The organism is Sagittula marina (genome assembly GCF_014196795.1).
In the GTDB taxonomy this organism is placed as follows: domain Bacteria; phylum Pseudomonadota; class Alphaproteobacteria; order Rhodobacterales; family Rhodobacteraceae; genus Sagittula; species Sagittula marina.
Window position 1 is genome coordinate 283,258 of sequence record NZ_JACIEJ010000004.1, and the last position, 24,212, is coordinate 307,469.

Sequence of the window (24,212 nt, forward strand, 5' to 3'; positions counted from 1 at the left end):
CCAAACAGCAAGGGGAACCACATGCCAGAGCTCAAGGTCACAGCCGCGGAAATGGTCACCGCCGCCCGCGCGCGCATTCCAGAGATCGAGACAGCCGACGGCATCGCTCTGCTCGACGATCCGGACACCGTAATCGTCGACATTCGTGATATCCGGGAACGCCAGAAACAGGGCTACATCCCCGGCTCGGTGCATGCCCCGCGCGGCATGATCGAATTCTGGGTCGACCCCGCCAGCCCCTATCACAAGCCCGTTTTCGCGGAGCAAAAACGCTTTGTCTTTCACTGCGCCTCCGGCTGGCGCTCGGCCCTCACGGTCGCAACGCTACAGGACATGGGCTTCGATGCCGCCCATCTGAAGGACGGCTTCTCCGACTGGGTCAAACAGGGCGGCCCGGTGGACAAGGACACCTGATGGGCCTGCGCCTCGCGCTCTGCGCCGTGCTGGTCCCGGACTATGACCCCGCCATCTGCTTCTTTACCGAAACGCTGGGCCTCGACCTGCTTGAGGACAACGATCTCGATGGCGGCAAACGCTGGGTCCGTGTCGGGCACAAGACCGGCGGAACGGAGTTTCTCATCGCACGTGCCGTGGGCGATCAACGCGCAGCCATCGGCCAACAGGGCGGAGGCCGCGTCTGGCTTTTTCTGCACACCGATGATTTCGCCCGCGACCACGCGCATTTCATCGCGCAAGGCATCGAATTCGAGGAATCGCCTCGACACGAACCTTATGGCACCGTCGCCGTGTTCCGCGATCCTTGGGGCAACCGATGGGATCTGATCGAACCAACGCGCCAATGAAAAAAGGGGCTTTGCCGCCTCCGCGAAAAAAATCCCGCCCGCGCGTTTTTTTGTGCTTGCAGCCCCCGCCCACCAGCCTTATACGCCGCTCCACACCATCTGGTACGCGGGCGTAGCTCAGGGGTAGAGCATAACCTTGCCAAGGTTAGGGTCGGGCGTTCGAATCGCCTCGCCCGCTCCAAATGGTTGGCTGACCGGTTACCCACCGGACAGCGCTGAACGGGAAACCGCGAAGCAATGATGACAGACTGGTATGCGGGCGTAGCTCAGGGGTAGAGCATAACCTTGCCAAGGTTAGGGTCGGGCGTTCGAATCGCCTCGCCCGCTCCAGTCGTCAACCTCCCTCCACGATAGCATTACAATTTCCGACCGGCCTGCACCGGTCCCGGCTGCGTGTACGTGGCATCAACCCTCCGCAATTCCGCAGTCGCCCCCTTTCCGCGCCGCGCCGCGCCGCCTATAAGGCGCGCGACCCGCCAAAGGAGACCGCCATGCGCCGCGCCACCGTCACCCGCAAGACATCCGAGACCGCGATCTCCGTCGAGATCAATCTTGACGGCACGGGCACCTACGACAACCAGACCGGTGTCGGCTTCTTCGACCACATGCTCGACCAGCTGTCGCGGCATTCACTGATCGACATGACCGTGCGCGCCGACGGCGACCTGCACATCGACGACCACCACACGGTGGAGGACACGGGCATCGCGCTCGGTCAGGCCCTCGTGCAGGCGCTTGGCGACAAGAAGGGCATCCGCCGCTACGGTTCCTGCCTGCTGGCGATGGACGACAGCCTTGTACGCTGCGCGCTCGACCTCTCCGCCCGGCCCTTTCTGGTGTGGAACCTCGACATGCCCTCAGCCAAGATCGGCACCTTCGACACCGAACTTGTGCGCGAGTTTTTCCAGGCGCTCAGCACGCACGGCGGCATCACCCTGCACGTCGACCGTCTGCACGGGCTGAACAGCCACCACATCGCCGAAGCGGCCTTCAAATCCGTGGCACGCGCCCTGCGGGAGGCGGTCGAACCCGACCCGCGCATGACCGACGCGCTTCCCTCGACCAAGGGCGCGCTCTGACACCCTCAAGGTCGGGACCAGATCCCGACCGCCCCACCGCTGCAACCGATCAAGAGGCCACCCATGCTCACTGCCATCATCGACTACGACAGCGGCAACCTGCACTCCGCCGAAAAGGCCTTTCAGAAGATGGCCGAAGAAACCGGCGCAGGCTCCGTAGTGGTCACATCCGACCCCGAAACCGTGGCCGTGGCAGATCACATCGTCCTGCCCGGTGACGGCGCCTTCCCCGCCTGTGCCGCCGCGCTCCGCGCCTCTGGCTGCTTCGAGGCGATGGTCGAGGCGGTCGAGACCCGTGGCCGCCCGTTTCTGGGGATCTGTGTCGGCATGCAACTGATGGCCCGCGAAGGGCACGAATACGAAACCGTCCCCGGCCTGAACTGGATCGACGGCGCGGTGCAGGCCATCACGCCGAATGACCCGGCGCTGAAGGTTCCGCACATGGGGTGGAACGATCTGGTTCTGGACAACCCGCACCCGCTTCTGGACGGCATCGAGACAGGCGAACACGCCTACTTCGTCCACTCCTACCAGATGCAGATGGACGACCCGAGCCAGCGCATCGCCCATGTGGACTACGGCGGCGACGTCACCGCCATCGTGGCACGCGATACCCGCATCGGCTTGCAATTCCACCCGGAGAAAAGCGCCGACGCCGGTCTGCGCATGATTGCAAACTTTCTGGCGTGGCGGCCCTGACCCGCGCCAGTTGTCCCCACAAAAAAGGCCGGGCACCATGGCCCGGCCTTCTCATACGTTAAATCGGCTTACTGAACCCGTGCCCAGGTCTGCTTTTTGCAGATCAAGCCGCCGGCGACACAGCCCGCCAATTGCAGACGGTCCCCGTTCAGCGTCATTTTCCCCATAAAGATGCGGTCCTTGGACGGTTGCCAGACCTTGCCCTCGTACTTGCCGCTCCCTTGCGGCACCATGTCGATCACCAACTGCTTGCCGATGTTGGGCGACTGGTACTCCCCTGCATCGTTGAACGTTCGCGCGATCACACCACAGACCTTCGGCCCGCCACACGGGGCCATTTTCACATAGGCAAAGCTGCCGTCATCGACCTGCGTCTGCCAGACCCCCTCCACCGGATCTGCCAAAGCCGCGCCCGCGCTCAGCGCAACAGCGGCCACAATTGCCAGAAATTTCATCTTGTTGTCCTCCCTTTGACTGTTTGACATCTTGACGCCCCGCCCCCCATGCGTTCAAGCGTTCCCCAAGGTTCAAAGGCAGATGTCACGCCACGTCACAGCCCTCGTGACTGCATCCTGCCAAGACTAGACGTTCGGAAAGGCCATGCTCATGATCCTCTACCCTGCAATCGACCTCAAGGATGGCAAGGCCGTGCGCCTGCTGCGCGGCGACATGGACAAGGCCACCGTCTTCAACGACGATCCCGCCGCACAGGCGATGGAATTCGTGGCGCAGGGCTGCGAATGGCTGCATCTGGTTGACCTCAACGGCGCCTTCGCAGGCGAGCCGGTGAACGCGGCCGCGGTAGAGTCCATCCTGGCGCAGACCAAGACGCCCGCCCAGCTTGGCGGCGGCATCCGCGACATGAAAACCATCGAAACCTGGATCTCCAAGGGTCTGGCGCGCGTGATCCTCGGCACCGTTGCCGTGGAAAATCCCGCGCTGGTCCGCGAAGCCGCCAAGGCCTTCCCCGGCAAGATCGCCGTGGGCATCGACGCGCGCGACGGCAAGGTCGCCACCAAGGGCTGGGCCGAAACCACCGACGTCGACGCCACCGATCTGGCGCGCAGCTTCGAAGACGACGGCGTCTGCGCCATCATCTACACAGACATCAACCGCGACGGCGCGATGCAAGGGCCGAACGTCGAGGCCACGGAAGCGCTCGGCAATGCCGTGTCGATCCCGGTGATCGCCTCGGGCGGCGTCTCCTCGCTTGCAGACCTGAACGCCCTGCGCGACTGCGGCGCACCGCTCAATGGCGCGATCTCTGGCCGCGCGCTTTATGACGGGGCGCTTGACCTGAAAGAGGCACTTGCCGCGTTGAAAGGCTGACGCGCCTCTATATTCACGTCGCGAGCGCGCGCCTTCAACTCTCTGCTCATCATCACCGCAATGGCCCCTTTGGTCATGTACCGCGTGAAATGGACCAGCGATCTGGCTGCGCAACACGGGTGCCGCCTCGATGGAGCTGACATCTCCTCCTGCGCCGTGACCGGCGAAGGTATTGAACCGAGCTGTCCAATGCCTTTATCGGCGACTGGTAAGCCGTCGTGACGGCGCCACCGTCCCTGGCCTGCGCCGTCATCTTGATCGTGATGCCCGTCAAACCTCTGAGGGCGCGAGACCGCGCATGACGGTCAGTTCGCGTCTGCCGCTTTCTCGGTCAGTGATTTCAATGCCTCGTGCATCTTGTCGATTTCCTCGACTCCGGAATCGCCGTTCACCGAGATCAGCATCTGGTGCGGCTCCTGGTAGACAAACCATGTCTTGTCCTGATCCCAGACGGCCAGCACCCGCAACGGCAGCACCAATCCTGCGCGAAAGTTCTCCTGCATGACCGGCGTGCCCAGCTTCGGGTTGCCAAAGATCAGCAGTTGCGAGTTCGGCAGCGACATGTCCACGTCCTTCGCCCCCTGACCGTGGTCTATGCGGGCAAAGACCGTGGCCCCGGCCTCCTCGACTGCCGCCTCCAGCCGGTCCATCGCCTCCTGCACGGTGCCCTCGGCTTCGACCCAGTCGAGCTTCTCGTCAGCCTGTACGACGGTTGCTGCCATGATGGCGGTGGCTGCCAATAGATATTTCATTCTTGATGCTCCCTGTTCGAGGATCCGACCCAAGGTTTCACCCGTCGTCCTCGCAAAGCCCAACACTCCATGTGGCCTGCGGTTCCGCGTTCAAGGGGGCCGCGAGACGCTTCGCAATTCCCCGCCGTCGCCGCAGGCTGATTTCGGCAGGGCGCCGCTCGCGCGAAACCACCCCCTTGAGACCCGGGCCCCACGGCCACAAGTCTTGGGCAAGGCAGCGCGGCACCCTCACGCCGCGCCGCCACACACTAACAGACGGAGACGACCATGACCTTCCGCAAGACCCTCGTAGGCAGCGCCACCATCGCAGCACTTCTCGCAGCACCTCTGGCGCCAGCCTTTGCACAGACCGCCGAAGGCACCACCAACGGTAAGCCCGAGATCAAGCAGGAGATGCAGCAGACGGAGACCCAGAACTTCACTGATGCGCAACTGCAAGGCTTCGTAGATGCCGCCATGGCGATCAGCGAAATCCGTCAGGACTACCTGCCACAGCTGCAACAGGCGAGCGACGAAGACGCCGCAACCGAACTGCAGATGCAAGCCATGGAAGAGATGCAGACCGCTGTCGAGGACACCGAGAACATGAACCTCGATCTCTACAACCAGATCGGCGCAGCCATGCAGGCAGACCCGGAGGTCGGCGAACGCGTTGCCGCCCTGGTCAAGGAAGCCGAAGAAGCGAACACCCAAGGCGAAGGCTGATATCCCCCACAGCCCAAGCCGACGCGCCGCTCCCCTCTCCGGGGGGCGGCGTTTTTCGTGTTACATTCCTGTCACCCCTGCCCCGGACAAATCGCGCAATCGCGCGGCAATCTTTCCACGATCACAGAATCGGGATAACCGGGCGACATGTTGAAAACGCGCATCATTCCCTGTCTCGACGTCGCCGATGGCCGCGTGGTCAAAGGCGTCAACTTCGTCGATCTGATCGACGCCGGGGACCCTGTCCAATCCGCCAAGGCTTATGACGCCGCAGGCGCGGACGAGATCTGCTTTCTCGACATCCATGCCACGCATGAAAACCGGGGCACAATGTTCGACGTCGTCACACGGACGGCCGAACAGTGCTTCATTCCACTCACCGTAGGCGGCGGCGTCCGCACGGTCGGTGATGTCCGCGCCCTCCTGCTCGCGGGCGCGGACAAGGTCAGCTTCAACTCCGCAGCCGTGGCCAACCCCGACGTCGTGGCCGAGGCCGCCGATCAGTTCGGCAGCCAGTGCATCGTCTGCGCCATCGACGCCAAGACGGTCGCCCCCGGCAAATGGGAGCTGTTCACCCACGGAGGGCGCAAACCCACCGGGATCGACGCTGTTGAATTTGCGAAATTGATCGCAGCCAAGGGCGCGGGGGAGATCCTGCTCACCTCCATGGACCGCGACGGCACCAAATCCGGCTTCAACCTTCCCATGACCCGCGCCATCGCGGACGCTGTGGACATTCCGGTGATCGCCTCGGGCGGTGTCGGCACGCTCGACCACCTCGTCGAGGGCGTCACCGAAGGCCACGCGTCCGCCGTTCTCGCCGCTTCGATCTTTCACTTCGGCACGTTTACCGTGGCCGAAGCCAAGGCACATATGGCTGCCGCAGGAATTCCTGTCCGTCTCTGACCGCTGATGACCGCTCGTTAACCCTCGCAGGGTATTGAACACGGCAGGCAAATGCTCGAACGGAACGAGGTCCATGTTTTCAGACGGCACCGATGTCACTGTCCGCGAGGGCGAGGTAGAACACACCTCCTGTAATTGTTGCGGCAAGCTGACCACGGTCGTCTCTGGCTATCTTGACGTCGGTGACAAATCCGCAGGCTGGTACACGGTCGGCGTCACGTTGGACGCGCCCAATCACCTGCCGCTCTGCCGCGTCTACATCGGCGACTGGTCGCAGGAGGCGGGTCCTGATGAACGCTGGGGCATCCGCATCGGCATTGCCCCCGACGGCCCGCAATTGCTCGATTGGTCCACGGACGAGGCGGCAGAGGCAAAGCCGGTGTTTACCCCCTTGAATCGTCTGCAAGTGCTTGGCACACCACTGGAACCACAACTTTGGAAGCTGATGGACAAAATCATCGGCTCAGACAGCCGCCTGTAGCAAGGACCGCCATGACCCTCGAAGACCTCGAACAGATCGTCGCCACCCGCGCTCAGGCCTCCCCCGATGAAAGCTGGACCGCCAAGCTGCTCGCAAAAGGCCCTGAAAAATGCGCTGAGAAATTTGGTGAAGAAGCCATTGAGGCCATCATCGAAGCCGTGAAAAACGACCCCGACAAGCTCGCTTCCGAGGCCGCGGACGTCCTGTTTCACCTCTTGGTCATGTTGCGCAGCCGTGGCGTCTCCGTCGCGCAGGTCATGGACGTGCTGTCAGCGCGCCAATCGCAATCGGGCCTCAGCGAAAAGGCCAGCCGCACAAGCTGACCCTGACGGGACGGTGGGCGGGGCGCCTTCGCGACAGCGAACAGCGCCGGTCCAGTCCTATCCCTTCGGCTCTTTCGGCTTCATGCGTTCCAGCTCTGGCGTGATCGGGATGTGCTCCTGATCGTCCCCCACCGGGAGCGAGAACAGCCCCTCCCCCCATTGCGCTGCCTTCCAGTCTTCCTTGGCTTTCTCGATGCGATCTTTCGAGGAAGATACGAAGTTCCACCACAGATACCGGTGCCCCTCCATCGTTGCGCCTCCCAGCGACAACAGGCGCGCGCCGCGCGGCCCGGCCTTGACGCTGATCTGGTCACCGGGCCGGAAAATCAGCATCCGGCCTTCCTCGTAAACCTCCCCCGCCACCTCGATCGCCCCCTGCGCCACAAAGATCCCGCGATCCTCGTGATTGTCCGGCAGCGGATAAGACGCCCCGGCCTGCAAAGCCACGTCGATATAGAATGTCTCGCTCTGCATCGTCACCGGGCTGGTCTGTCCATGCGCCGAGCCAAGGATCAGCCGCGCGCGAATGCCCTCCGCCTCCAGCAGTGGCAGCGCGGCTTCCTTGTGGTGTTCAAAGGCTGGCGCAACCTCTTCACGATCTTCGGGCAAGGCCAGCCAGGTCTGCACACCAAACAGGCTGTGCGGTGTCTTGCGCACATCCGGCTGCGTCCGTTCGGAATGCGTCACGCCTCTGCCCGCCAGCATCCAGTTGACCTCGCCCGGCAGGATTGCCTGCTGCGCCCCGGTGCTGTCGCGGTGCTCGAATTCACCTTGGAAAAGATAGGTCACCGTCCCCAGACCGATGTGCGGGTGCGGACGCACGTCGATGCCGCCTTCGGTGATGAACTCCGCAGGCCCCATCTGATCAAAGAAGATAAACGGCCCCACCATCTGCCGCTGCATCGACGGCAACGCGCGGCGCACTTCGAAGCCGCCCAGATCGCGCGCACGCGGCAGGATCACGGTCTCGATGGCATCGGGATCCACATGCGCGGCCAGTGGGGCGTGGGCAGGGTTCCAACTCATGTCGTGTCTCCTCAAGGTGAATGCCAGAGAGTGTGCGCCAAACGGCGGACCAATCAATTCCCTGATGACGACATGCCTATGTGCACTTTCGCACAATAACGCACCGAAGTAAAATATCTCAGCGCCCCTGCACGATTAACCATTTTTGACGCAACGTCATCCTCTCAGGGATTTCAACAGTTAACATCGGACCGCTTTTTGCCGCCAAACCGGTCGGTTCGCGCATTAACGCAGGTTAACCTCGCTAAAGATCGTCTGAATCTGTCCTGTACCATTTCTCACAGCCCGCCAGATCTGGTGTCCGTCCGATGCCTTAACCACAGCGCACGCCGCAGTAATCGGGCGGGTTTTACAGTTTCGAAGACAGAATCCCGGTGTTGAACCCGCCCATGCGCAGCTCGCCGAACAGGCGCTGATACTCGATCTTCGGGCAGCGGTGCATGATAACGTCTTTGCCGTGCTCCTGCGCCAAGGCTTCTGCCTCGTGGTTCACCACGCCGATCTGCATCCACACGGTGCGCAGATCGGGCAGAACCTCCAACGCCTCCTCCACAATCGGTAAAACATGTTCAGAGCGGCGGAAAATATCCACCATATCAACGTCTTTCGGGCAATCTGCGAGCGATGCGCGCACTTCCTCACCGAACAGTATCTTGCCGGCATGGCCCGGATTGACCGGGATCACGCGATAGCCCTTGAGGCTCAGATAACGTGCCACATAGTAGCTGGGCCGCACCGGGTTCATCGATACGCCCACCACCGCCACCACTTTGGTTCGGGTTAGCACATCTTTGAGAAAAGCATCTTCGTATGTCATGCCAGTACCCTACGCGGACTTCGGACAAGAAAAAAGCGTCCGGAACATTTTCCGGACGCCAGTTACGGAACGAGGGACAGTGAAGGTTTCGCGGGGGTTCCGTCCCCACGACCTGATCAAGAGATAGGCGCAAATGCCACAGATTAAAGGGCTGTCAATAAAATGTGAAATTTTTAATTGACGTCCCGAAACCCCTATTCGCCCGGCTGCATTGCGCCGCTCTGCGGGCAGGCCGTTTCAATGCTGTCATGCATTCTCTCTGACGGATCGTCACCCATAACCCTCTGACGGCGAAGCAAAAACGCCTTCCCAAAACCCTGCCATGTTCCGACCGATGGGGCCGTAATATCGCAAGGAAACCGCTGCCGCCAGCCAGTCGGGAGCGACAGTGCGCAGGCTTCCAGACGTTCCAACATCCAGACCAGCGGTATATTGGCCAGCGGTCGCGCTTGTTGAAAACTGCCCAGCATACCGCCCACATCACCATGGGTCCCGCGAAACCACACTTGCTCCATCACGCCGTGCCACCCGTCAGGACGGGTCCAGAGCACAGGTGAAAACGTATCGCGCGTTTCATCCATCGCCAAAGCGTGAAACCCATGTCGCACCGAATGGCCCAAAGCGTGATTATGGAAAGCGTGACGCGGTTCCGACAACCGCCACAACAAAGGCCAGCGAAATCCCAATGCCTTGACCGTGTCCCACACGCCAACCATTTCGATCAAAGTGACGTCGTGGCAATATCGGTGGGCAAAGACTTCCGCACTCTCTCCATCGGGGGCGTATTCATAGAGGCGATAAACCTGACGGATGTTTCGCTCCGTCGCGTGTTCGGGGCGCAGCAAACCCACCCGATCTATGATCCCGGCCAAGGACCGCACGGCATAAGCACCGCGAGAAAATCCGAGAAAGAAGATCCTGTCCCCAACGCGATAGCGCGAAGCGAGGTGACCATAAGCGCGCCGGATCTGGCCGTTTATGCCGCGTCCTACGATGACATCGCCCGTGGTGCGCCAGTCGGACCACTGGATGCCCGCCTCGTAGTAGAGCGATAAGTCGCCCTGTTCTTTCAGCAACTTATAGGTCAGCCCCGCGTTGGTTTCCCGCCCATCGCGTAGGGTCGATGCAGTCCCATCCAAGATGATGACATGATCACGCGGGCCACGACGCGGCTCGTACACCGTCTGTCCGGAGGCGCGCGGCCTCCGAAACAGTCTGGCAATTGCTTTATTCAGCCGCGATACGATCATCCCTCAACATCGTCCACACTCGGGCAGGCGTGAAAGGCATGTCAGCCTGCCGGATTCCAACATCCCACAGCGCGTCTTGCACTGCGTTCGACACTGCCGCGAGCGCACCGACGGTGCCCGCCTCGCCGCAGCCCTTCATGCCCATGGGGTTCGCGGTTGACGGCACCGGCTCTGTCTCGAAACCGATCATCGGGACATCCTGCGCGCGTGGCATGGCGTAATCCATGAAGCTCGCCGTCAGCAGTTGCCCCTGATCGTCATAGCCCACCTGCTCGCACAGCGCCTGCCCCAACCCCTGCACCACCCCGCCATGCACCTGCCCTTCGGCAAGCATGGGGTTGATGAGGTTGCCGAAATCATCAACCACGGTGTAGCGGTCGCAGACCGTTTCGCCAGTGTCCCGGTCAATCTCCACCTCAGCCACATGGCAGCCGTTGGGAAAGGATCGTCCCGGCAGCTTGGCAGTGGTTTGCCAGACCAACAGGTCGTCGCGCCCGGCCTCTCGCGCCATCTGAGCAGCCTCCAGCATGGTTGGGCTGACATTCGATCCCTCCGCACGGAACCGGTCGTCGTCAAAGGACACGTCCCCTGCATCAACGCCCATTTCCCCGGCCAGAAAATCGGCGAAGCCGTCAACCATCGTCGCCACAGCGGCCAAGGTCGCGTTCGCCTGCACCGTGACAGACCGGGACCCACCCGTTCCACCGCCGGACGGGATCAGATCGCTGTCCCCTTGGATCACCTGGATTTGCGCCGCCGGGATGCCGGTCTGATCGGACAGGAATTGGCGGAACACCGTCTCGTGCCCCTGCCCGTTCGACTGAGTCCCGACGTAGATCAGCGCGCCGTCTTCCACGAATTCCACTTTTACATCCTCATGCGGTTGGCCAAGGATACTCTCGATGTAATAACAAATCCCCAATCCGCGCAGCTTGCCCGACTGTGCGCTACCGGCTTTTCTTGCCGCAAATCCGGCAAGGTCCGCCGTCTGGGCCGCGTGCGCTTGAACGCGCGCGAACTCCCCCACATCGTAGGTTTCGCCGGCCGCCGTGGTGTAGGGGAACGCGTCGGGCTTGATGAAGTTGATGCCCCGTAGCTCCATCGGGTCGACCCCAAGCTCGCGCGCTGCACGGTCCATAACACGTTCCAGCACATAAATCGCTTCGGGGCGGCCTGCGCCGCGATAGGCATCCACCTGGGTCGTATTGGTGTAAAACCCCTCCGCGCGCTGGAATACCGTTTGGATATCGTAGACCCCGGTCAACACGCGACTGAACAGAAACGACTGGATCATCTGACCGAACTGCGAGTTATAGGCCCCGAGGTTCGACCGCGTATGCGTGCGGTAGGCAAGGATGCGGTTATCCGCGTCAAAGGCAAGCTCGGCCGTCGTCGTCAAATCGCGGCCAGCATTGTCGGACAGCATCGCCTCTGTCCGGTCGGACATCCAGCGCACGGGACGTCCCGCCTGCTGCGCCGCATAGGGCAGCACGAAATATTCCGGGTAGGCCATGCCTTTCATGCCAAAGCCGCCCCCCACATCGGGGTTGGTGCAGCGGACCTTGTCGGCGTCCACGCCATAGCAACGGGCCAGTTCGATTTTCATGCCCCAGACGCCCTGCCCGCCAAAGGCAAGGTGCATCCGATCGCCATCCCATTCGGCAAAAGCGCCGCGTGGCTCCATTGAATTGACGATGATGCGGTTGTCGCCAACCTCGAGTTTGACCACACGCGCGGCACTGGCAAAGGCAGCCTCGGTCGCGTTCTCATCCCCCATGCCGTAGTCATAGGCCCGGTTGTCCGGCGCCTCCGCATGGATCGTCTCGCCTCCCGCCTCAAGCGCCATGGACACCGGAAGATCCTCGTAGTCGATTTCGATCAACTCGGCGGCATCCTTGGCCTCTGCCAAGGTTTCGGCCACGACAACCACCACAGCCTCCCCAACAAAGCGCAGCTTGTCCGTCGCCAGCAAGGGACGTCTTGGCGCTGCGCCCTTCGATCCGTCTCGTTGCGGGGCGCAGGTGAACGTCATCTGCGCGTCCAGGCCGGCAGCCTCCAGATCGGTCTGTGTCAGCACCATCGAAACCCCGGCGGCGGCCTTAGCCGCCTCGGTGTCGATGCCTTTCAGCACCGCATGTGCCACAGGAGACCGCAGGACATAGGCGTGCAACGCCCCCTCTGGCGCGATGTCATCGACGTAGCGGCCCTGCCCGGTCAGGAACCGCGTGTCCTCGACCCGTGTGACCGATTGGCTCTTGCCGAACTTGTCCATGCTGTCCTCCCTGGCGTTTCTGCGCGGGAGACTAGCGACATGGCCAGCACTGTCCAGAGCCGCCAGCACCGCTGCCCCAACTGCGCCGGGATCGTTTGGCGGACGCTCAGGCGATCAGCGTCACGATGCGGCGTGCACCATAGCCATTAAACCGGGTGGACAGCGCCGTGCTGTAGGCGCCGCAGGCGTGAAACAGCACAAAATCGCCTTCTTCCAGCGACATGGGCATGGCCACGCGATCCGACAGGCGGTCAAGACTGTCACAGGTGGGGCCGAAAACTTCGCGCTCCCGAAGTGCTCCGCCGCGCAACGAGCCATCTGACGCATAGACCGTCAGCCGCTGCGACGCCTGCAAGTCGCGCCATTCACTCAAACCACCGTAGATACCGTCATTGAGAAACACCGCCGTGCCAGAGATCGCCTTGACCCGAAGCGCCAGTTCAAACGCGCTCGCCACCAAGGCTCGGCCCGGCTCACAGACCAATTTGGGCAGATCAGGTCCAAAGGCCTGCGCCACCGTTTCCGCTATGCGGTCAAAAATCGCCTGAAGGTCCGGGTCCGGATCCTCACGATGCGCCGGAAATCCGCCGCCCACGTTCAGCCGGTGCAAGGTGACGCCAGCCTCCTGGGCGCATCTGGCCGCCGCCTCGATATAGGCCACCCAAGCCTCAGCCGCACGGCATTGCGTGCCCGGATGAAAGGTCAACGATGGAACGCCGCCCCGCGCCGCCACGCTTCGCAGCAGGTCCACAGTCTGCGCCTCGGATGCGCCGAACTTCGCTCCAAAATCATAGACGGCACCCGCCACGGGCAGCTTCAGGCGCACCGCGATTTCGACCCCGACGATATCGCCCAGCTTATCCAGTTCGCTTTCGCGATCCACCGACCAGGATGTGATGCCGTAACTGCGGGCCGTGGCGACCTCTGCCTTTGATCGGACCGGATTGTGGTAATGCAGCCGCGCCGAAGGGGCGACATCGCGCACCAACGCCATTTCTTCGGGTGAGGCCACGTCAAACGCCGTCATCCCGCCACGCGCCAACGCCTCGATCACCAGCGGATCGGGGTTGGCTTTGACCGCGTAGGTCACCTCGCCGGGAAAGCCTTCGTGGAACCGGCGCGCCTGTGCCTCCAGTTTAATTGGGTTGTAGAAAAACACCGGCTCATCGGGGGCTTCTCGCGCCAGCCATCGCGCGGGATCGCTGCGGTAGGTCTCTGTGTACATCGCCTGAACTCCTGCTCGCTCAGGCAAAGTTTGCGTGCACGTCTCGTCGAAAGGAATCGGCAAAGCGGGCGATATGTGGCAATCTGCCCTGCAAAACGACGAGAGCACCATGCAACTTGACGAAACTGACCACGCACTGATCGCGGCACTCTCTGACAACGCCCGCACGCCAGTGGCGGACCTGGCGCGCAAGCTGGGCTTGGCCCGCACCACGGTTCAGGCGCGGCTTGACCGTCTGGAACGTCGTGGCGCGATTGCAGGATACACATTGCGACGCGGTGAGGCGCTGAAACCGATGTTGCGCGCCACCGTGCTGATCGCCGTTGCCCCGCATGAATCGCCCACTGTGTTGACCCGACTGCGGGCCATCCCGGAGGTGGAAACCGTCCACACCACCTCTGGCAGGTTCGATTTGCTGGTGACCTTGACCGCCGACAGCACGGCGGCGCTGGACGCCACCCTGGACAGGATCGGAGAGGCGAAGGGCGTCCGCAGCTCCGAAAGCCTCATCCACCTGAGCACGAAAATAGACCGCTCCGGTTAGGGCCTATTCCGCCTTGTCGTCCTCGGAGCTGTGCTCCTTGAACAGGTTGCTTTGCGTGGCGAAGAACACGAAAATCGCCGCGGTCAGGCCGAACGTCTTGAAGTAGACCCATGTCTGGGTCTCCATCGAGCGCCAGATGATCTCGTTCAACACCGCCAGACCAAAGAAGAAGTACATCATCCGCCGGGTCAGGATCATCCATCCCTCATGCGTCAGCGGCATCGCCCCATCGAGCACCGATTGCAGCCAGCTTTCGCCACGCATCAAACCGATGGCGAGCGCCCCACCAAACAGCAGATAGATCAGTGTCGGCTTCATCTTGAAGAACCGGTCGTCATTCAGCCAGACCGTCAGCCCGCCGAACACCACCACCAGCACCGCCGTCACCACCTGCATCTTGCTCAGGTGTCCGGTCAGCCACCACAGCGCCGCCATGGACGCCAGCAGCACGGGCACAAACCCCGCTGTCACCAGGATAAAGCCCTCGTACTCGGTGCCGCCGATGGTAAAGACGCGATCCTTGAGCCAGAGATAGGCCACGAAAAACGCCAGCACCGGGCCGAATTCCAGCCCCATCTTCAGCGTTGGATTGATCGGGCGTGGCCCGGCTTGCTCGGTCATGAAAGGCTCCCTTTTGGGATCAGATAAAGTGTTCCGGCCCGTGACTCAATGTGTGCCCGCTCAAAGCTGTGTCACCAGGCGTTACCCACCAATTTCCACGATCACGGCGCCGATGGCGATCAGCGCCATCAAGGCCACGCGCCGCGGGCCGACGGTTTCCTTCAGCACCAGCCATCCGATGACGGCGGCAAACACGGTGGAGGTCTCGCGCAGCACGGCGGCCTCCCCCACTTTGTCCAGACGGGTTGCCAACATGATCGACCCGAAGCTCAAAAACGCCACCAGCCCGCCGACAAATCCGCGCGCCATCAATGGCGGCAGCGCGGGCGGAACCGGCATGGCCCGATAGCGCACCAGCGCAACAATCGGCATCAGCCACCCGTCGATAAAGAAGAACCACGCCAAAAAGGTGAACGGATCCGCTGTCGCACGGATGCCATAAGCGTCATAGGTGGTGTAAAGCGCCACGAACAGGCCCGTGGCCACGGCAAAGGTCAGCGCGGCAGGCAGCGTCTCCCGCGCAACTTGCAGATACATCAGGTTGTAGACCGCAAGGCCAAAGATCCCGGACAGCAGCACCCCGACGCCCAGCCATTGGACCGCGCCGAAATGCTCTCCGAACACCAGCGAGGCCCCGATGACGGCGAACAGCGGCCCCGTGCCCCGCACCACCGGGTAGACCACCGTGTAGGCACCCCGTGTGTAGGCATAGCCCTGCAAGATCTTGTAGACGGTGTGGATTCCGAATGCGCCCGCGAAGATGATCCACATATGCGGCTCCGGCCAGGGCACCACGAACAGCGCGAAAGGCGCAGCCATCAGGCAATAGAAACCGTCAATTGCACCGCGCGAGAGCCAAGGATCATGCCGCCCCTTTTGCAGCGCGCCAAACACCGCGTGCAGGAATGCCGCCGCCAAGGCCAGCAGCAAAGCCAGCTGATGGCCCGCTGCGGTGCCTTCCAGTGAAATCAGCCAGTCGCTCATCCGTCTCTCTCAGGGAACCTGTTGCGCCCCCGCCTTGTTTGTTCTGAAGCAACGAATTGGAGGGAACACATGTGGAGTCAGATTGCCGATGAACTCGGCGCCAGTTTCTCGGTGGTTCCCGCGTCGCTTGCCTTCACCCGCCTACTGGTGGCGGTCTTTCTCTGTGCCATTGTCGGACTGGAGCGCGAGTTGCAAGGCAAACCAGCCGGATTGCGCACCCACATACTCGTTGGCATAGCGGCCTGCCTGTTCGTCCTTGTGGGTCAGGAACTCTCCGCAATCAGCTTCGGCGACACCGGCGAACAGCGCCACGATCCGCTGAGGATGATCGAAGCGGTCACCGCCGGGGTCGCGTTTCTCGCCGCCGGGGTTATTTTCACCTCCGGCGGACAAGTCCAGAACCTGACCACCGGGGCGTCCCTGTGGCTGTGCGGCGCGATTGGCCTTGGCTGCGGCGCGGGCAGCATTGCCGTGTCAGCCATGGCGACCGCGATCGTCGTCACGGTTCTGTTTGTACTGGGTCAGATCGAACGAAAATTCGACACGGGCAACAGAGGGTAACCCGTCGGCGTCACGTCTCCAGTCCCGTAAGGGCCGCGGCAAATTCTTCGGGGTCAAAAGGCGCGAGATCGTCGATTTGCTCCCCCACCCCGATTGCGTGGATCGGCAACCCGAACTTGTCCGCCAGGGCCACCAGAACACCGCCCTTGGCCGTGCCGTCCAGCTTTGTCATCACAAGCCCGGACACATCCGCCAACTGGCGGAAGGCCTCTGTCTGCACCAGCGCGTTTTGCCCTGTCGTCGCGTCCAGCACCAACAACGTGTTGTGCGGGGCGTCGGGGTCTTTCTTGCGGATCACGCGCACGATCTTGGCCAGCTCTTCCATAAGATCCGCACGGTTTTGCAGGCGACCGGCGGTGTCGATCATCAACAGATCCGCGCCCTCCGCCTGCGCTTTCGTCATGGCATCATAAGCAAGGCTCGCGGGGTCGGAGCCCTCCGGCGCGGTCAGCACCGGCACGCCAGCGCGGTCCCCCCAGACCTGAAGCTGCTCGACAGCCGCGGCACGGAACGTGTCGCCCGCCGCAATCACGACCGACTTCCCGGCGGCCTTGAATTGGCTGGCAAGTTTTCCGATGGTCGTGGTCTTGCCAGAGCCATTGACCCCGACGACCAACACCACCTGCGGCTTTTGCGGGTAAAGCGGCAGCGGACGCGCCACCGGCTCCATCACGCGGGCGATTTCCTGCGCCAGAAGCTCCTTGATTTCCCGCGCGGAAACGCGGCGTCCCATACGGCCTTCGGCGATGTTCGACGTGACGCGCAAAGCGGTATCCACCCCCATGTCAGAGGCAATCAACAGCTCTTCGAGGCTTTCAAGCATGTCGTCGTCCAGCACACGCCGGGGCGCATCATCATCGGTCTGTCCACCGCCGATCAAGCGGCCCAGCAGACCGGGACGCGCGGTGCCCTGAGGCTCCGTTTCTTCCGGCAGGGGCATCGGGTCCATCACCGCCATCGGGGCCTGCGGCGCAGGAACGTTGGGGGTCGGGCTCTCGTTTGCGACAGGCTCGGACGCGTCGGGCGCCGCGCCGTCAGCGCCCTCCTCGACGATGGCGTCCAGCCCCTCATCCAGCTTGGAGGACGACTTGAACAGCTTGTTTTTCAGATTGCCGAAAAAGGACATAGAGGACGCCTCCCAACTTGCGTTCCCTTCACCTAATACGCCGCGCCCTTTAATGAAAGTGTGAGTTGACCCCGGTTCGTGTCGCGCTCTTATTACGTCATGCGGGTGTTGTGGCGTGTTCTTTTGCTCTTGTGTCTCTCCGGGCAGGCCCTGGCCGAGCCCGGCACATTGTGTTCCACAGGCCAACATGCGCAAACCCAGTGCATCCGCCCGTCGCATTTCGTGCACGACACCTGTCAGGCGATCGAACAATTCGCCATAGCCAACGACCTCGATCCCGGTTTCTTTGCGCGGCTCATCTGGCAGGAAAGCCGGTTTGATCCCAATGCCCTCAGCCACGCCAATGCCATGGGAATCGCGCAGTTCATCGCCTCCACCGCTGCCCTGCGCGGTCTGAAAGACCCCTACAATCCCGCCGAAGCGCTGGAATTCTCCGCAGAATATCTGGGGGAGATGACCCGCAAATACGGCAACCCCGGCTTGGCCGCCGTCGGGTACAATGGCGGCGAGCGCCGCGCCGAAGGGCTGATCGCAAAGACCGGGGGACTGGCCCGTGAAACCATAAACTACGTGAAGATCATCACCGGGCTCACCGCAGAAACATGGCGCGACAGCCCGCCCGAGGACCATGACTTTCGTCTTGATGGCGACACGCCGTTTCAGCCCGCCTGCCACGCGCTCGCCCGCCACCGTCGCTTGACCGCCTACCCGGAACCAGAGCCTGTCTTACCGCCGTGGGGCGTCCAGGTGGCCTTCGGACTCTCCGAAAGCGCCGCGTTGAGCAAGTATCGCGCAACGACCCGCAGCTGTCGCCGCACGATCGGCGGGGAGGAGCCGTTCCTGATCTGGTCGAAAAGCCGGGCAAGCCCGAAGGGCGGCTACTACATGGTGCGTCTGGGGCGCAACAGCCGTGACGCTGCGTGGAAGCTTTGCGCGGCGCTCAAACGAAACGGCTGCATTTGCGCGGTTTACGCCACGGATTGAACCAGCACATTCGCCACATTCAAGAACGAAAATGGGCGGCCTGACCGCCCATTCCGTCACTATTTCCACTTATTTGAAATCTCGGGTCAGATTTCTTCGGAGAAGTGCTTCATCACCAGACGGATCGGGTTCGGCGCGGCCTGCCCCAGCCCACAAATCGACGCATCGCCCATCGCCTGGCACAACTCTTCAAGCAGTGGCTGGTCCCAAGTGTCGGCGCTCATCAATTTGACGGCCTTTTCGCACCCGACACGACAGGGCGTGCACTGACCGCAGCTTTCATCCTCGAAGAAGCGCAGCATGTTGAGCGCCGCATCGCGCGCCGAATCCTGATCCGACAGAACCACGACCGCCGCCGAGCCAATAAAGGTGCCGAGCGGCTGCAACGTGTCGAAATCCAACGGCACATCCGCCATGGATGCGGGCAGCAGGCCAGAGGATGGACCACCCGGCTGATAGGCTTTGAAAACGTGTCCGTCTCGCATTCCGCCCGCAGCATCGATAACATCGTTGATGGTCGACCCGGCGGGCAAAAGATACACGCCCGGCTTCTGCACCCGCCCCGATACGGAGTAGGACCGCAGCCCTTTGCGTCCGTTTTTCTCAACCGAGGACAAAGCCTCAGGCCCTTCGCGGCACACTTTGCAGACCCAATGCAGCGTCTCGACGTTGTGCACCAGAGTTGGCCGGTTAAAGATCCCGACCTGCGCCACATAGGGCGGGCGGTGGCGTGGGATGCCGCGTTTGCCTTCGATCGACTCGATCATGGCGCTCTCTTCGCCACAGATATAGGCTCCGGCACCACGACGCAGGTCGATGTAGCCGTGATCCACAACACCTGCGTCTTCCAGTGCCTTGATTTCGCGACGCAAAATCGCCAACACTGCCGGATATTCGTCGCGCATGTAGATGAAGGCGCGCTCTGCCTCCACCGCCCAGGCCGCGATCAGCATTCCTTCAAGGAAAACATGGGGTTGCCGCTCGAGGTAAAAGCGGTCCTTGAAGGTTCCCGGCTCTCCCTCGTCGCCATTTACCGCAAGGTAGCGCGGACCTTCGGCCCCGCGCACGAACCCCCATTTGCGGCCCGACGGAAAGCCTGCACCGCCCAGACCGCGCAGGCCGGATGACAGCACCGTTTCCTGCACCTGCTCCCAATCGCCGCCGTCCCGCAGCTCCGCCAGCTTGCTGTAGCCCCCCTGCGCCACGTAGGCCTCGTAGCCCTCGTACTCGGGCAGATGGGCATGCGTGTCCTGCGCGGCGATGGCCGCTTCGACCTTCTCAACCGTGGCGTGGTCGATGTGGTTGTGCCCGATCTCCAAAACCGGAGCCGTGTCGCAGCGGCCCATGCAAGGCGCCCGAAGCACACGCACCTGCGAGGGGTCCATCCCGTCCTCCAGGGCGGCCTGAAGCTGTTCGGCCCCGGCCATCTCGCACGACAGGGAATCGCACACCCGAATCGTCAACGCGGGCGGCGGTGTCTCGCCTTCCTTGACCACATCGAAATGGGCATAAAACGTCGCGACTTCGTAAACCTCGGCCATGGAAAGCCGCATTTCCTCTCCCAGCGCGCGCAGATGCGCTGCGGACAGATGGCCGTATTTGTCCTGAATCAGATGGAGGAATTCGATCAAAAGGTCCCGACGCCGGTCCTGGTCACCCAACAGCGCGCGCACGTCGGCCCATGCCTGATCCTCGACCTGACGGCCTTTCGGGGTGCTGCGCCCCTTGCCACGCGCATTTTTCCACACGCCCTTGCGCTCGTCGAGTGCCATGGCCTTACTCCCTCTTGTACTTGCTGCGCAGTTTATCCGCCGAGTAAGCTTTTGCGCAGGTAAAAAACGACGCCTTGCGGTGGGACAACGCCCACAAAAGCCCCGGGTTTTGTCTGATGCGTGACGGAAAGTTCCGATAGAGGTAAGACATCCAATGGTATCGGGCGGGTTAAAATGGGGATGAGATGACACGATTCACCTTGGCGACCTTGGGGATGGTCGTGGCACTGACACTCGCCATGACACTTGGCGCGCCCTTCGCGTTGATCGCGCTCCTCTACATCACCGTTTTCACCTACGGCATGGACAAGCTGACCGCCCTGGCCGCGCCGGATCATCCTGACGCAGAATTCCCGGCGGGCGATGCGCTGTCTGTCACATTGGGACTGCTGCACTTCCCGCTGCTTTACGGCGGCGTCTGGGTGCTGGCGGAGGGCGACCTGGCACTCTCGGACCGGCTGGCGCTGTTCCTTGCGCTGGCCCTGTTCCTTGGGCAGGTGAGCAACTCAAACGCGCATGAGCTGATCCACCGCGCGCCACGCTGGATGCGACGTTTGGGCGTGGCGGTCTACAGCTCGGTCTTGTTCGGATTTCATGCCTCGGCGCACCCTCGCGTCCATCACATCCATGCCGCGACGCCGAAGGACCCCAATTCCGCGCGCATGGGCGAAGGCTTCTGGCACTTTGCCGGGCGGGCCTGGCGTGGCGCGCTGGTGCAAGGCTACCGCGCGGAACGGCGGCTGCGCCCCAGCGGCCTGACGCCCTACACCGCCTACGGGCTGCTCGCGCTGATCTCCATGGGCATTTCACTGGCGCTGGCCGGCTGGGCGGGCGTGCTGGCGCTGGTGCTGCTTGCGGCCTACGCGCAGCTTCAACTGCTGCTGTCTGATTACGTCCAGCACTACGGGCTGCAACGGCAGCAGATCGCAGCCGACAAGTTTGAGCCCGTCGGTGCCCGTCACAGCTGGAACGCGCCGCAGGGGTTCTCCTCTGCCCTGATGCTGAACGCACCGCGCCATTCCGATCACCATGCGCATCCCGCGCGGCACTATCCCGGCCTCGATCTGGACCGCGACCAGATGCCGATCCTGCCGCATTCCCTGCCCGTGATGGCCGTGATCGCCCTTGTCCCACCGCTGTGGCGGCACATCATGGACCCGCGCGCCCGCGCATGGCAGCCGACCACAAGCGGACCCTCGCCCGAAGAGCGCCACGCTTAACCAATTCTAAAACTGTCCCTTGCCGCGCTGCGGAAATCTGGCAGAATTGTGGCATGAAACATATCCTCGCCGCCGCCCTCACCGCGTTGACCGCTCTTCCAGCGTTTGCCGCCGAACCACTGACCGCCCGCGACTTCGAATCCTACGTGGACGGCAAGACGCTCTATTACGGGCTTGGTGGCGACTCCTACGGGGTGGAGGAGTACCTCCCCGACCGCCGCGTGCGCTGGTCCTTCATGGATGGCGAATGCAAGGAGGGGTACTGGTACGAGGCAGAGACCGGCAACATCTGCTTTGTCTACGAGGACGCTCCGAACGCACCGCAATGCTGGAGCTTCTTTCAAGACGGCAGCAAGCTGCGCGCCGTGTTTGAAAACGACGCCTCCACCACGGTTCTGTACGAAGCGCAGCAAGACGATAAGCCGATGCTGTGCTACGGACCAAAGATCGGCGTCTGAGGCGTCAGGCCGCGTCGCGCGGTCGGCGCGCGCTGTCCGCGCCCACCTGCATCATGCCCTGGCGGATGTAATCGCACAGAATATCGGTGATCGCCTTGCGACCGTTTCCAGCGTAAAGGTTGATGCGCTGCGTCCCAAGCTGCGGCAACGCATCGTCCTCGATATACTCGACAAAGGCCGGTGCGTGCCCCTGCAACCGGGCCGAGATCGCGAGGTCGGCGCTCACCGTGGCATCCACCGTCATGTCACTGTCCGAATCCACCGCCAGTTCCCATTGCAGGTCCGCTGAATCCAGCGCGCCCAGTGCATGTTCGCGAAATCCGCAGGACCGGCAGAAAGCCACGCGCAACGGCCGCGCCCTGCGGGCTTGTCCCTCCGGTGCGCCGACCCAAAGCATCGGCACCTCCAGCAGCGTTTCCCCACCACTGTCCACCCCGGCCTCTGTCGTCAGGATCACATCCACCTCACCCCGCGCGAACTGCCGTTTCAGCGACCGCGTGAACGAGCTGAGCAACTGTATTTTCACCCGAGGATGGGTGCGCGCCATGCGTCGCAGCACCTGCGGGATCACCGGGTAGACGATGTCCACGGGCACCCCCAGCACGATCTCCCCCTCCCATTCCTGACAGGTCAGGCGTGTGTAGATCTCGTCGTTCAGCTCCACCATCCGCTGGGCATAGCCCAAAAGCTGCGCCCCCGCCGGCGTCAAGGTCACACCCCGGCCTGACCGGTCGAGCAGCTTCATGTCCAGCATCTCTTCGAGCCGCTTCAGCTGCATGGACACCGCAGACTGAGTAAGGTTCAGAAAGCCAGCCGCCCGCGTGACGCCGCCCGCCTCAGCCACAGCCACAAAGGACCGCAGGACGGTGATATCCAGATTTCGCATTCATCAAGCTCCGTGATGCTGACCGTCAAAACCATTCGTTTCAAAGATACAGCACGTCACCCTATATATCAATCATCCCGATGGGATTCGTAAAAACCTAACAAACTGTGATGAACGCTTTGCGCTGCGCCCCTGCAGTGCCTCCGCCCCTGCGCGCATCACGCCAAGACAAAGGATTCGTGACATGATGTCGCTCCACCTCTCTCCCGCTTTGCGCGCGACCTCCCCCCGTGCGCCACGCTCTCTTCGCGCCCGCCTGGCCGCCTGGACCGAAACCGCCCGCCAGCGGCACGCCCTTCGCCAGTTGGACCGCGACACCCTGCGCGACATCGGCATCAGCGTCCAAGCCGCCAAAAATGAAGCCGACCGCCCGTTTTGGGACTGCCCAGATCATTGGCGTATGTGAAACAGACCTTTTCTAACGATCCAAAGCCCGGTTCCGCTTGAAAACCTGTGCCAGACTGCCAATATCTGACGCAGGGTCCGCGTTGGCACGCGGGGTCCACGCTTGCGCGTGGAGTTCAACAGGTACCAATCGGAGGCTTTCATGGCTGAATTTAATACGATCCGTGCGACAAGCGCCACAGGCGCACGCTCGGCTCAGATTGACGAAGGGCTGCGCGCCCATATGAACAAGGTGTACGGCACCATGTCCATCGGCATGGTGCTTACTGCACTGGCCGCATGGGCAATTTCCGGGCTGGCCGTCACCTCCACACCGAACGAATATCAGATTGGCGCCGACCGCTATCTGACTGACATCGGCTACATGCTGTATGTCTCACCGCTCAAATGGGTGCTGATGTTCGCACCACTGGCTTTCCTGTTCTTTGGCTGGGGCGCATTGATGCGTCGCGGGTCTTCCGCAGCGGTTCAGCTGGGCTTCTTTGCCTTTGCCACCGTGATCGGCATCTCGATGGGCACGATCTTCATGATCTACACGCCCTACTCCATCGCGCAGACGTTCCTTGTAACGGCCATTGCCTTTGCCGGTCTGTCGCTCTGGGGCTACACCACCAAGAAGGACCTGTCCGGCATGGGCACCTTCCTGATGATGGGTGTGATCGGTTTGCTGGTGGCCATGCTGGTCAACCTGTTCCTGCAATCCAGCGTGATGATGATGGCCATCTCCGCCATCGGCGTTCTGATCTTTGCCGGTCTGACCGCCTTCCACACGCAGGAGATCAAGAACACCTATGTGGCGCACGCCTCCCACGGGGATCAGGAATGGCTGAACAAGGCCGCCTTTGACGGCGCGCTGAGCCTCTACATCTCCTTCCTGAACATGTTCCAGTTCCTGCTCATGTTCATGGGTCAGAACGAATAACGCCTCTGACATCGCACGAAGACGGGCCGGTCCATGTGACCGGCCCTTTTCTTTTGACCTCT

At 62.2% G+C, this 24,212-nt stretch carries 28 protein-coding genes and 2 tRNA genes; 18 read left to right on the plus strand and 12 right to left on the minus strand.

The genetic code is table 11. The features are described 5' to 3' along the window. The first annotated feature begins 21 nt into the window (after positions 1–21). The 6 genes from GGQ68_RS09795 to hisH all read left to right on the plus strand — a co-directional run bounded on the left by GGQ68_RS09795 (position 22) and on the right by hisH (position 2,581). Positions 22–414 (plus strand): rhodanese-like domain-containing protein, encoded by a 393-nt coding sequence (locus GGQ68_RS09795; RefSeq protein WP_183965461.1) that lies wholly within the window; start codon positions 22–24, stop codon positions 412–414. Next, positions 414–803 (plus strand): VOC family protein, encoded by a 390-nt coding sequence (locus GGQ68_RS09800; protein ID WP_183965463.1) that lies wholly within the window; start codon positions 414–416, stop codon positions 801–803. Before GGQ68_RS09795 ends, GGQ68_RS09800 begins: the two co-directional genes overlap by 1 nt. Positions 804–909: 106 nt before the next feature. Further along, positions 910–984: transfer RNA gene (locus tag GGQ68_RS09805), tRNA-Gly, on the plus strand. Positions 985–1,058: 74 nt separating this feature from the next. Continuing rightward, a tRNA-Gly gene (locus GGQ68_RS09810) sits at positions 1,059–1,133 on the plus strand. A 161-nt stretch (positions 1,134–1,294) separates the two neighbouring features. After that, positions 1,295–1,882 (plus strand): imidazoleglycerol-phosphate dehydratase HisB, encoded by a 588-nt coding sequence (hisB, locus tag GGQ68_RS09815; RefSeq protein WP_183965466.1) that lies wholly within the window; start codon positions 1,295–1,297, stop codon positions 1,880–1,882. 63 nt (positions 1,883–1,945) lie between these two features. Continuing rightward, on the plus strand, positions 1,946–2,581 hold the full coding sequence (hisH, locus tag GGQ68_RS09820) for an imidazole glycerol phosphate synthase subunit HisH (RefSeq protein WP_183965468.1): 636 nt from the start codon (positions 1,946–1,948) through the stop codon (positions 2,579–2,581). Between the two features lie 68 nt (positions 2,582–2,649). On the opposite strand, the gene GGQ68_RS09825 is transcribed toward hisH, so the two are convergent. Beyond that, a complete protein-coding gene (locus GGQ68_RS09825; RefSeq protein WP_183965470.1) occupies positions 2,650–3,036 on the minus strand; it encodes a DUF2147 domain-containing protein in 387 nt (128 codons plus the stop codon). 151 nt (positions 3,037–3,187) lie between these two features. Here GGQ68_RS09825 and hisA point away from each other — a divergent pair, with 151 nt between their 5' ends. Then, complete coding sequence (gene hisA / locus GGQ68_RS09830; protein WP_183965472.1) at positions 3,188–3,910, plus strand: 1-(5-phosphoribosyl)-5-[(5-phosphoribosylamino)methylideneamino]imidazole-4-carboxamide isomerase; 723 nt, start codon at positions 3,188–3,190, stop codon at positions 3,908–3,910. Positions 3,911–4,215: 305 nt separating this feature from the next. On the opposite strand, the gene GGQ68_RS09835 is transcribed toward hisA, so the two are convergent. Continuing rightward, the gene (locus tag GGQ68_RS09835) at positions 4,216–4,662 is read right to left on the minus strand and encodes a DUF302 domain-containing protein (RefSeq protein WP_183965474.1); all 447 of its coding nucleotides are present in this window, start codon (positions 4,660–4,662) and stop codon (positions 4,216–4,218) included. Between the two features lie 267 nt (positions 4,663–4,929). On the opposite strand from GGQ68_RS09835, the gene GGQ68_RS09840 reads away from it, so the two are divergent. The 4 genes from GGQ68_RS09840 (at position 4,930) to GGQ68_RS09855 (ending at position 7,077) form a co-directional block, all read left to right on the plus strand. Next, positions 4,930–5,367 carry a DUF4168 domain-containing protein gene (locus GGQ68_RS09840; protein ID WP_183965476.1) on the plus strand — a complete coding sequence of 146 codons (438 nt, stop codon included), beginning with the start codon at positions 4,930–4,932 and terminating at the stop codon, positions 5,365–5,367. A gap of 147 nt (positions 5,368–5,514) precedes the next feature. Then, a complete protein-coding gene (hisF, locus tag GGQ68_RS09845) occupies positions 5,515–6,273 on the plus strand; it encodes an imidazole glycerol phosphate synthase subunit HisF (RefSeq protein WP_183965478.1) in 759 nt (252 codons plus the stop codon). Positions 6,274–6,346: 73 nt separating this feature from the next. Then, positions 6,347–6,754: a hypothetical protein gene (locus GGQ68_RS09850; RefSeq protein WP_183965480.1), complete on the plus strand. Its 408-nt coding sequence runs from the start codon at positions 6,347–6,349 to the stop codon at positions 6,752–6,754. 11 nt (positions 6,755–6,765) lie between these two features. Beyond that, a complete protein-coding gene (locus tag GGQ68_RS09855) occupies positions 6,766–7,077 on the plus strand; it encodes a phosphoribosyl-ATP diphosphatase (RefSeq protein ID WP_183965482.1) in 312 nt (103 codons plus the stop codon). Between the two features lie 57 nt (positions 7,078–7,134). Here GGQ68_RS09855 and GGQ68_RS09860 read toward each other — a convergent pair whose 3' ends face one another. The 5 genes from GGQ68_RS09860 to GGQ68_RS09880 form a co-directional block, all read right to left on the minus strand. After that, complete coding sequence (locus GGQ68_RS09860; RefSeq protein WP_183965484.1) at positions 7,135–8,103, minus strand: pirin family protein; 969 nt, start codon at positions 8,101–8,103, stop codon at positions 7,135–7,137. A 349-nt stretch (positions 8,104–8,452) separates the two neighbouring features. Beyond that, positions 8,453–8,920, minus strand: coding sequence for a CoA-binding protein (locus GGQ68_RS09865; RefSeq protein WP_183965486.1), 468 nt, complete (start codon positions 8,918–8,920; stop codon positions 8,453–8,455). 194 nt (positions 8,921–9,114) lie between these two features. Further along, positions 9,115–10,170, minus strand: coding sequence for a DUF2235 domain-containing protein (locus GGQ68_RS09870; protein WP_183965488.1), 1,056 nt, complete (start codon positions 10,168–10,170; stop codon positions 9,115–9,117). Beyond that, positions 10,148–12,442: a xanthine dehydrogenase family protein molybdopterin-binding subunit gene (locus GGQ68_RS09875; protein WP_183965490.1), complete on the minus strand. Its 2,295-nt coding sequence runs from the start codon at positions 12,440–12,442 to the stop codon at positions 10,148–10,150. Before GGQ68_RS09875 ends, GGQ68_RS09870 begins: the two co-directional genes overlap by 23 nt. A 106-nt stretch (positions 12,443–12,548) precedes the next feature. Beyond that, entirely contained in the window at positions 12,549–13,667 is a 1,119-nt protein-coding gene (locus GGQ68_RS09880; RefSeq protein WP_183965492.1) for a type III PLP-dependent enzyme, read from the minus strand. Positions 13,668–13,776: 109 nt separating this feature from the next. On the opposite strand from GGQ68_RS09880, the gene GGQ68_RS09885 reads away from it, so the two are divergent. Further along, entirely contained in the window at positions 13,777–14,211 is a 435-nt protein-coding gene (locus GGQ68_RS09885) for an Lrp/AsnC family transcriptional regulator (RefSeq protein ID WP_183965494.1), read from the plus strand. A gap of 3 nt (positions 14,212–14,214) precedes the next feature. On the opposite strand, the gene GGQ68_RS09890 is transcribed toward GGQ68_RS09885, so the two are convergent. Together GGQ68_RS09890 and GGQ68_RS09895 are read right to left on the minus strand one after the other, a co-directional pair. Further along, positions 14,215–14,832, minus strand: a complete 618-nt coding sequence (locus GGQ68_RS09890; RefSeq protein ID WP_183965496.1) for an inner membrane-spanning protein YciB — start codon at positions 14,830–14,832, stop codon at positions 14,215–14,217. Positions 14,833–14,913: 81 nt separating this feature from the next. Continuing rightward, positions 14,914–15,816: a DMT family transporter gene (locus GGQ68_RS09895; RefSeq protein ID WP_183965498.1), complete on the minus strand. Its 903-nt coding sequence runs from the start codon at positions 15,814–15,816 to the stop codon at positions 14,914–14,916. A 69-nt stretch (positions 15,817–15,885) separates the two neighbouring features. Here GGQ68_RS09895 and GGQ68_RS09900 point away from each other — a divergent pair, with 69 nt between their 5' ends. Further along, positions 15,886–16,377, plus strand: coding sequence for an MgtC/SapB family protein (locus GGQ68_RS09900; protein WP_183965500.1), 492 nt, complete (start codon positions 15,886–15,888; stop codon positions 16,375–16,377). Between the two features lie 10 nt (positions 16,378–16,387). Here GGQ68_RS09900 and ftsY read toward each other — a convergent pair whose 3' ends face one another. Further along, positions 16,388–17,503, minus strand: a complete 1,116-nt coding sequence (gene ftsY, locus GGQ68_RS09905; RefSeq protein ID WP_183965502.1) for a signal recognition particle-docking protein FtsY — start codon at positions 17,501–17,503, stop codon at positions 16,388–16,390. A gap of 78 nt (positions 17,504–17,581) precedes the next feature. Between ftsY and GGQ68_RS09910 the strand changes: the two genes are divergently transcribed. Further along, positions 17,582–18,487: a lytic transglycosylase domain-containing protein gene (locus tag GGQ68_RS09910; RefSeq protein WP_343055911.1), complete on the plus strand. Its 906-nt coding sequence runs from the start codon at positions 17,582–17,584 to the stop codon at positions 18,485–18,487. Between the two features lie 86 nt (positions 18,488–18,573). On the opposite strand, the gene GGQ68_RS09915 is transcribed toward GGQ68_RS09910, so the two are convergent. Further along, positions 18,574–20,259, minus strand: a complete 1,686-nt coding sequence (locus GGQ68_RS09915) for an NAD(P)H-dependent oxidoreductase subunit E (protein ID WP_183965504.1) — start codon at positions 20,257–20,259, stop codon at positions 18,574–18,576. A gap of 185 nt (positions 20,260–20,444) precedes the next feature. Between GGQ68_RS09915 and GGQ68_RS09920 the strand changes: the two genes are divergently transcribed. Together GGQ68_RS09920 and GGQ68_RS09925 are read left to right on the plus strand one after the other, a co-directional pair. After that, a complete protein-coding gene (locus GGQ68_RS09920) occupies positions 20,445–21,479 on the plus strand; it encodes an alkane 1-monooxygenase (protein ID WP_183965506.1) in 1,035 nt (344 codons plus the stop codon). 53 nt (positions 21,480–21,532) lie between these two features. Then, complete coding sequence (locus GGQ68_RS09925; RefSeq protein WP_183965508.1) at positions 21,533–21,937, plus strand: hypothetical protein; 405 nt, start codon at positions 21,533–21,535, stop codon at positions 21,935–21,937. A 4-nt stretch (positions 21,938–21,941) separates the two neighbouring features. Here GGQ68_RS09925 and GGQ68_RS09930 read toward each other — a convergent pair whose 3' ends face one another. Next, entirely contained in the window at positions 21,942–22,823 is an 882-nt protein-coding gene (locus tag GGQ68_RS09930; protein ID WP_183965510.1) for a LysR family transcriptional regulator, read from the minus strand. Between the two features lie 184 nt (positions 22,824–23,007). Here GGQ68_RS09930 and GGQ68_RS09935 point away from each other — a divergent pair, with 184 nt between their 5' ends. Together GGQ68_RS09935 and GGQ68_RS09940 are read left to right on the plus strand one after the other, a co-directional pair. After that, positions 23,008–23,229, plus strand: coding sequence for a DUF1127 domain-containing protein (locus GGQ68_RS09935; protein WP_183965513.1), 222 nt, complete (start codon positions 23,008–23,010; stop codon positions 23,227–23,229). Between the two features lie 141 nt (positions 23,230–23,370). Next, positions 23,371–24,150 (plus strand): Bax inhibitor-1/YccA family protein, encoded by a 780-nt coding sequence (locus tag GGQ68_RS09940; protein WP_183965515.1) that lies wholly within the window; start codon positions 23,371–23,373, stop codon positions 24,148–24,150. Positions 24,151–24,212: the final 62 nt, after the last annotated feature.